This is a genomic window from Lysobacter antibioticus HS124 (assembly GCF_000336385.2).
In the GTDB taxonomy this organism is placed as follows: domain Bacteria; phylum Pseudomonadota; class Gammaproteobacteria; order Xanthomonadales; family Xanthomonadaceae; genus Lysobacter; species Lysobacter firmicutimachus.
This window is the reverse complement of record NZ_HG424562.1, coordinates 1-12,880: the sequence shown is the minus strand read 5'-3', so window position 1 is coordinate 12,880 and position 12,880 is coordinate 1. Positions and strand designations below refer to the sequence as shown.

Genomic DNA, 12,880 nt, shown 5'->3' with positions numbered 1-12,880 from the left:
GCGCGTCGCGCCCTGCCCTGCCCGCTCAACCGGCGTACTTGGCGAGCATGCCCAGGTTCTCGCTCAAGATGGCCTGGAAGTGGTCGCGCTGCGACGGCACCCACATCGGCGGATCGAACGACGCGACGATGCGGCCGGGCTCGATCTTGATCGTGCCGGCCAGCGGTTCGCGCACCGCGAATCCGTCGCTCTGCGCATCGACCTCGAACCCCAGCGCGGCGCCTTCCTTGAGCTGGGCCTTGAGCGCTTCCTGCAGCCTGGCCGGACGGCCGGCATGCGGGATCGATATCTCGATGGGACGCAGGTCCGGCAGCGGCAGCAACACCGCCGTGGTGACCTTGGACGGCCCGGACGCGGCGGCGAAACGCAGCTTGGAGGCGGCGTCCAGCACCAGGGCCCGCACCGCGGCGACATCTTCGTTGCTTTCATAGCCGCTGTGCGCAGTGACGAAGTTGTCGGTCAGCACCGCGACCGACTCCACCGCGCCGTCGGCGTCGACGCTCAGGCGGAAGGTCATGACCCCTTGCACGTCCTTGTACGGCTTCACCGGCTCGGCCAAGGCGCGATGGAACTCGAACACGGTCTTGCGCGCCGCGGCGGCGTCGAGCGGGCCGGTCACCACCGGCGAGGTCGCGCGCAGATGCCCGACCAGGGCGATGCGGCCGTCGAGCGGGTCCATGCTGCCTTCGATGGTCTGGGTGCCGTGCACGATGCGGTCGTCGAACAGCAGCAACTGATTGAACTGCGCCGGCACCAGTTCGTACAGCACCTCGCCCTGGACGTGATGCTTCTTGTAGCTGGGCACGCCGTCGCGCATCAGCAGGGTTTCGCCGCCGGAAAACTTGCGCGTATCCCAGCGGGTCAATGAGAACACGAAACCGAAGGTGCCGTTATGGAAATCGCTGTGCAGGCCGAGGGTGCAGCCGTTGACCATCAGGTGCAGATTAGGCGTGCCGGTCGGCAGCAGGCCGACGTGGTCGATGCACCACTGCTTCAGGTGCTGGGTGAAACGGCCCCACAGCGCCTCCGGCATCACCTGCTGCGGCATGGTGCGCAGATAGGTGTACATCCGCGGTTCGCAGAAGTACTGCCACTGGACGGTCTGGTTGTAGGCGTTCTTGACCTTGCCGTCGTAGGCCGTGCGCATGGCTTCGGCCTCGGGAAAGAAGTCGTTGACGACGTGCTGGCGCTTGATCATGCCGGAATTCTCGTGCCGTGAGGTGTGGTGGTGGGCGGCGACTCAGGCGGCCGCAGCGTGGACGCGCATGTCGCCCAGGGCGACGCGGATCTGGCGGTTGCCGCTGTACGGCAGGCGCCCGTGCGCCAGCAGCAGGTTGTTGACCAGCAACACGTCGTGGGTCTGGGTCTGGATGCGCACCGAGCACTCGCTCAGCACCCGGTCGATGGTGCGCACCCATTCGGTCGGAATCGGACTGCCGTCGCCGAAGAACACCGTGCGCGGAAACTGATCGCGCTGGAAATGCTTGCGCAACAGGCCGTCGACCTCGGCCGGCAGCGCGTCGGGATGGTGCAGCAGGATCTGGTTGAACCAGGCCTCGGTGCCGCGTTCCGGGATCTGCAGCAGCGCATGGGTGCGGTAGGACACGGTGACGTCGTTCTCCGACGGCGCATCGATCTCGTGCCCGGTCGGCGCGATCTTGTCGCGCAGCTCCTGCAGGCTGCCGACCTTGAAGAATTGCTCCCAGGATGCGTCGAGCCCGCGGATGAAGCGGCGCCGATAGACCAGGCCCAGCTCGCGGAAGCGCTCGAGCATCTCCGCCGGCAGGCGCTGGAGCACCTGGCGCCCGTCCGACAGGGTCCATTCGCCGCCTTCGGGCGCCGGCTCCAGGCAGAAGAACAGCTGCCGCGAGGGCCAGGTGTGAGTGTGCGAGGCTTCGTTATGAAACTGGATCTCCAAGTGCTTGGGATACGGCGTGGCGAAATAGACGTTCTCGCTGGCGCTGGCCAGCGGCAGGTCGCCGTAGTGCTTGTACAGGCAGTCGCAGGCGCTGGCCGCGCTCTCCTCAAAGCCGTCGAGGCCGCCGACGTCGAAGCCGCGGAACAGCACGTAGCCGTCGCTCCACAGTGCGTCGTCGATGAGCGGGCGGTTCTGTCGGATCCAGGGCGCGAGCGCCTCGCGCGTGGCGGAGTTGATTTTCATATTCGTGTTCGCGTCGTTTGGAAAGTGGTGGTCGGAGAATCGGGCTCAAGACATGGCGACCAGGATCCGGCGCGGCCCGTCGAACGGCAGCCGGCCGTGCGCGGCCAGCACGTTGTCGACCACCAGCAAGTCGCCTTGCTGCCAGCGGAACCCGCGACTGTGCGCGTTGAGCACGTCGCGCACGTCGGCCAGGGTGTCGTTGCCGATCCGGCCGCCGTCGCCGTAGTAGGCGGCCATCGGCAGCCCGGCCTCGATCCGGGCGCTGAGCGCGCTGGCCAGCGGCGTGTTCGAGGCGTGGAACAAATGCACCTGGTTGAACCAGACCCGCTCGCCGGTTACGGGGTGCGCGCGCGTCGCCGGGCGCCGCTCCTGGATGCGCAGCCCGCCGCTGCGTTGCCATTCGTAGCCGATATCCATCTCCCGGCAATAGGCCTCGACCTGCTCGCGGTCTTCGGTCTCGAATGCCTTGCTCCATGCGTTGTAGGGCGACTGCGCCGAGGCCAGGTTGCGCACGTACAGCAGCTCGCGGCGCTCGAACTCGTCGACGATCCGCGCCGGCATGGCCTGCAGGATCCGCCGCGAGTCCGCGATCGGCGTCGCACCGCCGGTCTGCGGCGCGACCGCACAGAAGAAGTACAACCGCTGCGGCCAGCGCGAGCTGTAGGACATCTCGTTGTGCAGCGGTATTTCCAGGTGTTTTGGGTAGTCGGTCGAGGTGTAGACGCCCTCGGCGACCTGGCTTCGCGGCGAGGTGCCGCCGGTGTAGTCGCGCAACTGCGGCGCCATCGCCGCGACCGCGCGACGGAAGTCCTCGGCCTCGCGCAAAGCGAAGCCGCGGAACAGCAGTGCGCCGCAACGGTGCAGTTCCGGCTCCAGCCTCGGCATGGCCTGCTCCAGCCAGGCGATGGCATCGCCCGCGTCGGGCGCGGCTCGGACCAGGTACGGAAAGCCTTCGCCGAGGCCGTCGGCGACCCCGCAAGGCGGCGCGTCGATCGGGCGGGCGGTTTCGCTCATGTTCATCGTCCCAGATACCAATGGCGGCCGACGATCTCGACCAGCCGCTCCACGTGCGGCGGCTTCAGTACCGACAGGTGATCGCTGCCGTGCAGGTCGAAGCCGCGCAACTCCGGCTCGAAGCGGCGCCAGTCGTCCAGATCGACCGCATCGGCCTCTGCCCCGCCCATCGCCCGCACCAGCACGGCCAGACCGCCGAATGGCCGCTCGTGGCGGTAGCCGATCGCGCACTGCCGGCAGAACATCTCCAGCGCCGGAGCGAAGTCGTCCAGGCGTGCCGTGGCCGGCAACAGTCCGCCCAGGCGCATCGCCTCGAACACGCTGGCGGCTTGCTGCTCCCGCGTCAGCGCGACCAGCGACTGCGCGCTCAAGCCGTGGCCGCGCACGCCCTGCAGGCCGATCAGCGCCAGATACTCGCCCAGGGCGTACTCGCGGCCGCCATGGCCGTCGGCGCGCGGCGCTTCGCTGTCGACCATCACCACCGGCGCGACTTCGGCGCCGGCGTCGAGCAGTTGCCGCGCGACCTCGAGCGCGACCCAGCCGCCGAAGGAATGGCCGATCAGGTGATACGGCCCCTCCGGTTGCAGGCCGCGCATGGCCTGCGCATAGCGACGCGCGGCTTCGGCCAGGGTCGGCGGCGCGCCGTCGCGGCCGATCAGGGCCGGCGCCTCCAGTCCGATGAAGCTGATGTCGCCGGGGACGGCGGCGGCGAAATCGAGGAATGAGGTCGCGTTGGCGCCGGCGCCCGGCAGGCAGAACACCTGGCGTCCACCGGCGCGCCCCTGGCGGATGACAACCGCAGTGCCGGCGGCGGGCGGCATGGCCGGCGGCGCGACCGCGGCGCCATCGAGCCGGGCCAGGCTCGCGCCTATCGCAGCGCCGACCCGCGCCGCGAGCTCGGGTTGCATCATGATGTTCCAGTGGTCGCCGCCGATCGGGTGCACTTGCAGACGTTCGCCGAGCAGCCCGCCCCAGCCGTTGGCCGGGTCGCCGGCGTCGGTCGGATGCGCGGCGAACAGATGCGCATCCGCCGCCAGCGGCCGAGCGTAGTAGCGATGGGCGGCGGCGCGCAGGTCGAACCACAGCCGGGCGCGCTGCTCGAATTCCTGCGCGCTCATGTCCTTCTGCAGCCAGCCCTCGCGCCGCGCCAGCGCGATCGCCTGCGGCAGGTCCTCGGCGCCGATCAGGCGCTCGATTTCCGCGCTCTCCAGCTTGCGCCCGTAGTACTCGGCGAATGCGACCAACAGCATCTTCTTTTCGAACACGCCGAGCTCGGACACGCCGCGCTCGCCGTCGCCGCGGTACCAGCTGTCGATCAGGCCGAGGAACTCGACCCGCTCGCCGGCCGCGAGCAACTGCTGCGCGATCTCGTAGGCGAGCGCGCCGCCGGCCGACCAGCCGGCCAAGCGGTACGGCCCTTGCGGCACGGCCTGGCGGATCAGCCGCACGTAGCCGGCGGCCAAGTCCTCGAAGCGGGCATCGGCGCCGACCTGGCGATGGTCGGCGCGGATTCCGTACAGACCGATTTGCGCATCGATATGCCGGCTCAGGCGCTCGTAAGCCAGCACCTCGCCGCTGGGCTCATGGATGAAGATCAGCGGACGGGACGAGCCGCCCTTGCGGATCGTCATCCATTGCTCATGCGCGAAGCCGCCGTGCGGACGCTCGATCAGGGCCGCCAGCGCGCTGAGCTGCTGTGCCAGCAGCACGTCCTGCAGCGCTACTTCGTAGCCCTTCTGCTTCAGCCCTTCGATGACCTGGAACACCATCAGCGAATAGCCGCCCAGGTCGAAGAAGTTGTCGTGGCGACCGACCTTCTCCACTCCCAGCAACTCCGACCAAAGCGCCGCGATGGCCAGCTCGGCCTCGCCTTGCGGCGGCTCGTAGCGGCTCAGCGCCAGCCCCTGCCCGTCCGGCGCCGGCAAGGCCTTGCGGTCGAGTTTGCCGTTCGCGGTCAGCGGCAGCGCATCCAGGCACACGAACGCCGACGGCAGCATGTATTCGGGCAAGTGCGGCGCCAGCCCGGCGCGCAGCTGCGCCGGGTCGGGCGTCGGCGCGCCGGCGAGGCTGACCACATAAGCGACCAGGCGCTTGTCGCCGGGGCTGTCCTCGCGCGCGATCACCGCCGCCTCGCGCACGCCCGGCTGCGAAGCCAGTCGCGCCTCGATCTCGCCCAGCTCGATCCGGAACCCGCGCAGTTTGACCTGGAAGTCGTTGCGCCCCAGGTATTCCACCGTGCCGTCCTCGCGCCAGCGGCCGAGGTCGCCGGTCTTGTACATGCGCGCCTGCGGGTCGGCCGCGAACGGGTCGTGCAGGAAGCGTTCGGCGGTCAGTTCGGGACGATGCAGATAGCCGCGCGCCACGCCGGCACCGCCGATGTGGATCTCGCCGGCGACGCCGACCGGCACCGGCTGACCGGCCTCGTCGAGCAGATAGATCCGCGCGCCCGGCATGACCCGGCCGATGTGCGGGCGGCGGCCGTCGATCACGCCGCAGCTGGCGTCGACGCTGCATTCGGTCGGGCCGTACATGTTGAAGAACAGCCGGTCCTCGGCCGCGGCCAGCGCGCTCCAGGTCGCCGAATCGATCGCCTCGCCGCCGAGCAGCAGCTTGCGCAGGCTCGGCGCGCGGCCCTGCAACAGGCCGGCGCCCTGCATCAGGCGCAGGTGCGAGGGCGTGCACTCCATCGCTTCGATGGCGTGGGTTTCGAGGAAGCCGAGCAGATCTTCCGCGCTCAGGCGCGCCGCTTCCGGCAGCAAGTGCACGCTGCGGCCGTGCGCCAACTGGCCCCAGGCCTTGACCGCCATGTCGAAGCCGAACGAGGAGTTCCAGGCCACGCGCCGGCAATCCGGCCCCAGGCCGTGAATGCAGGCCTCCATCGCGTGCAGGAAGTAAGCGACGTTGCGGTGCTCGACCATCACGCCCTTGGGGGTGCCGGTAGAACCGGAGGTATAGATCACGTAGGCCAGATGGGCCGGGGTCAAGCCGATCTGCGCCGGGTCCGGGTTCGCGTCCGGGGCCTGTGCCCAAGCCGGTTGCGGATCGTCCAGCAACAGCGTCGCGCAGGCCGGCGACGCATGCAGGCGCCGCTCCAGGCGCCGCTGGGTCAGCAGCGCCACCGCGCCGCTGTCTTCGAGCATGTGCGCCAGGCGTTCGTCCGGATACACCGGGTCCAGCGGCACGTAGGCCGCACCGGCCTTCAGCGCGGCCAGCAAGGCCACCACCAGCTCCAGGCTGCGTTCGGCGCATACCGCGATCCGGTCGTCGGGGCGGACGCCGAGTCCGCGCAGATGGTGGGCGAGCCGGTTGGCGCGCGCGTTGAGCTCGGCGTAGCTCAGCCGCTCGCCGTCGTACTCGATCGCCGTCGCGTCCGGCTGCGCCGCGGCCTGGCGCTCGATCAGCGCGTGCACCAGCGCCGGCTCGGCGGCGGCGACGTGGCTTTCGTTGAAATCTTGCAGCACCAGCTCGCGCTCGGCCGCATCGAGCAGGTCGATGCGGTCGATCGCCTGGCTGTCGTCGGCGACCATGCCGCGCAGCATCGCTTCCAGGCAGCGCCACTGACGGCGGACGGTCGTCTCGTCGAACAGCGCGCTGGCGTAATTGAGTTGACCGGCGACGCCGTCCTCGCTTTCGCGCAGCTCCAGCGACAGCTCGAACTGGGCGCTGTCGGGACCACCGCCGAGGCTGTGCGCCTGCAGTCCGGCCAGATCGAGCTCGGCCTTGGGCGTGTTGTGCCAGGACAGCATGACCTGGAACACCGGGTGGTGGGCCAGCGAGCGCGGCGGGTTCAGCGCCTCGACGAGGCGTTCGAACGGCACGTCCTGCAGGTTCTGGGCCTGCACCGCGGTCTGCCGCGCCTGGGTCAGCAAGGCCTGTACGCTGGGGCTGCCGGACAGGTCGATCTTCAGCGCCTGAGTGTTGACGAAGAAGCCGATCAGGGGTTCGATCTCGACCCGGCTGCGACCGGCGTGCGAGCTGCCGATCACCACCTGGTCCTGGCCGCTGAGCCGGCTCAGTACCGCCGCCCATGCCGCCAGCATGGTCATGTACAACGTGGTGCCGTGACGCTGGCTGAGCGCATGCAGGCCGCGGCTGAGCTCGGCGTCGATCGCGATCTCGACGTTGCCGCCGCGATAGTCCTGGATCGGCGGACGCGGCCGGTCGGTCGGCAGGTCGAGCAGGCTCGGCGCGCCGCGCAGCTGCTGCACCCATTGCTGCAACTGCTGCTGCAACAGCGGTCCCTGCAGCCATTGGCGCTGCCACATGCCGAAGTCGGCGTACTGGATCGCCAGCGGCGGCAGCGGGTCCGGGCGACCTTCGCGGAAGGCCCGGTACAAGGTCGAGAACTCGTTCGCCAGCACCCCGCCCGACCAACCGTCGGACACGATGTGGTGCATGGTCACCAGCAGCACGTGATCGTCGTCGCCGAGCTCGAGCAGGCGGCCGCGGATCAGCGGCCCCAGCGCCAGGTCGAACGGGCGCAGCGCTTCCTCCCGCAGGATCGCTTCCAGTTCGGCGTCGTCGACGCCGCGCAGGTTCTCGCGGCTCAGCGCGAAGCCGCGCGGCTCGTCGATCACCTGCAGCGCCTGGCCGGCGATGCCGACGAAGCGCGTGCGCAGCACTTCGTGGCGCTCGATGATGCGGTCGAACGCAGCCTGCAGCGCCGCCACGTCGAGCGGGCCGCGCAGGCGCACCGCGTCGGGCACGTGATAGGCCTTGCTCGCCTCGGGATCGACCCGGGCGATGAACCACAGCCGCTGCTGGGCGAACGACATCGGCAGCGGCTTGGACCGGTCGGCCCGGACGATCGCGCTGAGCGTGTTCTGCCCGGCCTCGGCCACGTCCCGGGCCAACTCGCTCAATTGCGGATGGGTGAACAGCGCCGACAGCGGCAGTTCGATGCCGAGCCGCTCGCGCAGCTGCGAGATCAATCGAACCGCCAACAGCGAATGCCCGCCGAGTTCGAAGAAGTTATCCTGGCGGCCGACCCGTTCGAGACCGAGCAACTCGCACCAGATCTGCGCCAGAGTGGTCTCGATCTCGCCGATGGTCGCCTCGTAGGCGCGGTGGACGAAGGCCAGCCCGTCGGGCGCCGGCAAGGCCTTGCGGTCGAGCTTGCCGTTCGGCGTCAGCGGCAGCGCTTCCAGGGGCACGAACGCGCCGGGCAGCATGTAGTCGGGCAGCGCCGAGCCCAACCGGGCCCGCAGTTCGGCCGGCTCCAGCGCGGTTCCGGCTTCGCCGACCCAGTACGCGACCAGGCGCTTGTCGCCGGGTACGTCTTCGCGTGCGATCACCACCGCTTCGCGTACGCCTTCGACTTCGGCCAAGCGCGCTTCGATCTCGCCGAGCTCGATCCGATAGCCGCGGATCTTGACCTGGAAATCGTTGCGTCCCAGGTACTCGACGCTGCCGTCGTCGCGCCAGCGACCGAGGTCGCCGGTCTTGTACATGCGCGGTGCCGGCTCGCCCGGCTCGGCGGCGGCGTAAGGGTCGAGCAGGAAGCGCTCGGCGCTCAGCTCGGCGCGCTGCAGATAGCCGCGGGCGACCTGGACGCCGCCGATGTGGATCTCGCCGGCCACGCCGCGCGGCACCGGCCGCCCCTGCGCGTCCAGCAGATAGAGGCGGCTGTTGTCGATCGGCGCGCCGATCGGCGGCAGATCGGGCCACGACCCGGCCGGGCCGGACAGGGTATGCGCCGTCACCACATGGGTTTCGGTCGGGCCGTAATGATTGTGCAGGCGCGTCGAGTGGCGGCCATCGAACAGGCGCCGGATCGCCGGAGTGATGCGCAACTGTTCGCCGGCGACGATCAGGTCGCGCAACGCCGGCAACGGCGCCTCGCGCTGCGACCACAGCTCGCTGAGCGTACTGAGCGCGATATAAGGCAGGAACAGCCGTTCGATCGACTGCTCGTCGAGCCAGTCGGCCAGCGCCGGCAGGTCCTGGCGCAGGTCCTCGTTGAGCAAGACCAGGGTGCCGCCGCTGCCGAGGGCGCTGAAAATCTCCTGGAACGCGACATCGAAGCCGAGCGCGGCGAACTGCAGGGTGCGCGCCGGTTCCGGCAGCGGCCCGCGCTGCCAGGCCAGCAGATTGACCAGGCCGCGGTGCGGCATCGCCACGCCCTTGGGCAAGCCGGTCGAGCCGGAGGTGTAGATCACGTAGGCCAAATGCTCGCCGGACAAGTCCGCGACCGGAAGCGGCGAGGCCTCCAGCGACGCCCAGCCGTCGTCCGCGCCTTCGTCGAGCAGCACGCACTGGCAAGCGACGGCGACCTGCAGGCGATGCCGCAACCGTTGCTGGGTGAGTACGGCGCGCGGCGCACTGTCGCGCAGCAGATGCCCCAGGCGTTCGTCCGGATAGGTCGGGTCCAGCGGCACGTAGGCGCCGCCCGCCTTCAGCGTGGCGAGGATGGCGATCACCATCGCCGGGCCGCGTTCCAGGCAAACCGCGACGCGCTGGTCGGGGCCTATGCCGAGCGAACGAAGATGCCGGGCGAGGCGGTTGGCCTGCGCGTCCAGTTCCGCGTAGCTCAACCGCTCCGGCCCGAACTCCAGCGCGATCGCGTCCGGGGTCGCGGCGGCCTGGCGCTCGAACAGCGCATGCACGAGCTCGCCGTGCGCGGCGTAGTCGCGACGGCGGTGATTGAAGCCATGCAGCACCTGTTCGCGCTCCTGCGCCGGCAGCACCTCCAGCGCCTGCACGGGCGTGTCGGGCGCCCGCGCCAGCGCTGCGACCAGTTGCTCCAGGGTCTCGCGCACCCATCCAGCGATCCGCGCGGCTTCGACGCTGTCGACGATCTCGGCGGTGATGCCGAAGCCGTCGCCGTAGTCGTCGACGTGCAATACGAACGGGTAATTGGTCCGGTCGCGGCTGTCGAGGTGATGGATGCCGGCGATGCCCTCGTCCGCGGCGGCCTCGGCATCGTCGTGGCTATGGCGATAGTTGAGCAACGCCGAGAACAGCGGCGTGTTGGCGGGGACGCCGCTGCAGCGCTGGGCCAAAGTCAGCGGCGCGTGTTCGTGGCGCAGCAGTTCGGCCAGGCCGGCGGCGGTATCGGCCAGCGCCTGCCCGGCGCTGCGCCCGCTGAGGCGCACGCGCAGCGGCAAGGTGTTGATGAACATGCCCATTGCCCGGTCGGCACCGGCACCGCCCTGCAGGCGGCCGAACAGCACGGTGCCGAACACCACATCGTCGCGGCCGCTGCAACGCGACAGCACCTGCGCCCAGGCCAGATGGAACACGCTGGCCGGACTGACCCCGCGGGCGCGCGCGACCCGGCGCAGCTCGGCGCTCAAGGCCGGGTCCAGACGCAGTCGGGCCTGTACCGCATGGGCGCCGTTGCCCTGCACGTCGAGCAGATCGAACGGAGCGGTCGGTTGATCGACATCGCCCAGTTCGGCGCGGAAATGACGCTCGTGCTCGCCCTCGCGTGCGCTCAGCCGCGCCTGGGCGACGAAATTCCGGAACGGCACCGGCTCGGGCAGTTGCCCGCGGCGGTCACGCAGGATCAAGCCGACTTCTTGCGTCAGCAGTTCCAAGGTGACGTGATCCATGACCAGATGGTGGTAGAGCAATTGCAGCAGCCAACGTTCGCCCTGCGCGTCGTACGCGGCGAAGCCGCGCATCATCGGCGCACGGCGCACGTCGAGGCGGTAGCGGGCCGGATCGGCGTAAGCCTGCAACTGCTCCCGCACGTCGCCGGTGAAGTTCAGCACCTCCACGTCCAGCCGCGCTCGCCGCCACACCACCTGCACCGGCTCGGCCAGGCCGTCCCACTGCACGGCGGTGCGCAGCACGTCCTGGCGCGCGATGGTTTCGTCCATCGCGGCGACGAAGCGGTCGAGCAGCTCGCGGCTGTCGAAGCTCATCAGCACGCGGGTCAGATAGGCATCGCCCTGCTGTTGCAGCAGGTGATGGAACAAAATCCCCTCCTGTAGCGGCGCCAGCGGATAGATGTCCTGGATGTTGCCCGCACCGCCCGGCGTCGCCGCGACGATGCGATCGATCTGCGACTGTTCCAGCCGCACCAACGGCAACATCTGCGGGGTGATCTGCGGCGCCGGGGCCGGCGGCGCGGCGCGCTCACCGTTGGCCGCGGCCCATTGCAGCAGGGCCTGCTTGTGCAGCTTCAACGAGGCCATGACGCCGGGAGTCAAGACTCCGCGCGGCGCCTTCACCACCAGCTCGCCCTGCTCCACCCGCACCCGCACTTGCTGCTGTTCGAGCAGGCCGATCAACGCCTGCGCGTCCAGGGCCTGCATGCTCGAGACTTCCGCGTTCACAGTCTGAACTCCTCGATTTCGTGTTCATTGGGCGACTCGTCGAATCGCTCCGGAATGGCGTTGCGCGGCACGGCGACCTCGCCCTGTCCCGGCGCGACGATGCCACGCACGGCCGCGGCCATCGCCGCCAGTTCGGGTTGAGCGAACACCGCGCGCACGTCGATCGTCCAGTCGCGGCGGCGCAGGTGTTCGAGCAACTGCACCGCCAGCAGCGAATGGCCGCCCAGCGCGAAGAAGCTGTCGTGACGGCCGACCCGCTCGACGCCGAGCAGTTGCGACCAGATCGCAGCCAGGGCTTGCTCGACCTCGCCCTGCGGCGGTGCGTATTCGCAGTGCCCGAACGCGGCCTGATCGGGCGCCGGCAGCGCCTTGCGGTCGAGCTTGCCGTTGCCGCTCAGGGGCAACGCCGCCAGCGCGACATAGGCGGTCGGCAGCATGTAGTCCGGCAGGCGCCGGCCCAGCCGCTCACGCAGCGCGGCCGGGACCGGCGCATCGGTGCCGGCGGCCGGCACCACGTAGGCGACCAGGGCCAACGCGCCGTGAAGGTCTTCGCGTGCCAGCACCGCCGCATCGGCGATGTCGTCGAGAGCGCACAATTGCGCTTCGATCTCGCCCAACTCGATACGCTGGCCGCGCAGCTTGACCTGGAAGTCGTTGCGGCCCAGGTACTCGATCGCGCCGTCCGCGCGCCAACGGCCGAGATCGCCGGTCTTGTACAGGCGCCCGGCACCGCTGGGGTCGAACGGGTCGGCGATGAAGCGTTCGGCGGTCAGGTCCGGCCGGTTGAGGTAGCCGCGCGCCACCTGCACGCCGCCGATGTACAGCTCCCCGGCCACCCCCACCGGTACCGGACGCAACGCGGCGTCGAGCAGGTAGAGCCGCGTGTTCGCGATCGGCCGGCCGATCGGCACGACCGTCTCGTCGGCCGCACTGCAAGTCCACGCGGTGACGTCCACCGCCGCTTCGGTCGGGCCGTACAAGTTGTACAGCCGCGCCTGCGGCAGGCGCTCGCGGCACTGCCTTGCCAGCGCCGCCGGCAAGGCCTCGCCGCTGCAGATCACCCGGCGCAGGCTGGCGCAACCGGCGACCGCATCAGGCCGGGCCAGGAACAGCTGCAGCATCGACGGCACGAAATGCAGGGTGGTGACCCCGGCGCTGCGGATCAACTCGCCCAGATAGGCGGGGTCCTTGTGCCCTTCCGGGCGCGCCAGCACCAACTGCGCACCGGCCATCAGCGGCCAGAAGAACTCCCACACCGACACGTCGAAGCCGAACGGCGTCTTCTGCAGCACTACGTCCTGCTCGGTCAAGGCGTAAGTCTGCTGCCCCCAGTGCAGTCGATTGACGATGCCGCGGTGCTCGTTCATCACCCCCTTCGGCCGGCCGGTCGAACCGGAGGTGTAGATCACATAGGCCAGGTGGC

At 69.7% G+C, this 12,880-nt stretch carries 5 protein-coding genes; all 5 read right to left on the bottom strand.

Annotated elements, in window-relative coordinates:
• Nucleotides 1–25: 25 nt before the first annotated feature.
• Complete coding sequence (locus TX83_RS19010) at nt 26–1,198, bottom strand: hypothetical protein (protein WP_064749563.1); 1,173 nt, start codon at nt 1,196–1,198, stop codon at nt 26–28.
• 42 nt (nt 1,199–1,240) lie between these two features.
• Entirely contained in the window at nt 1,241–2,161 is a 921-nt protein-coding gene (locus TX83_RS19005; RefSeq protein WP_064749562.1) for a TauD/TfdA family dioxygenase, read from the bottom strand.
• A 45-nt stretch (nt 2,162–2,206) separates the two neighbouring features.
• Nucleotides 2,207–3,175, bottom strand: a complete 969-nt coding sequence (locus TX83_RS19000) for a TauD/TfdA family dioxygenase (protein WP_064749561.1) — start codon at nt 3,173–3,175, stop codon at nt 2,207–2,209.
• 2 nt (nt 3,176–3,177) lie between these two features.
• A complete protein-coding gene (locus tag TX83_RS18995; protein WP_064749560.1) occupies nt 3,178–11,457 on the bottom strand; it encodes a non-ribosomal peptide synthetase in 8,280 nt (2,759 codons plus the stop codon).
• On the bottom strand, nt 11,454–12,880 hold a 1,427-nt coding region (locus tag TX83_RS18990), incomplete at its 5' end, for an amino acid adenylation domain-containing protein (RefSeq protein ID WP_141233576.1). The genes TX83_RS18995 and TX83_RS18990, both read right to left, overlap by 4 nt.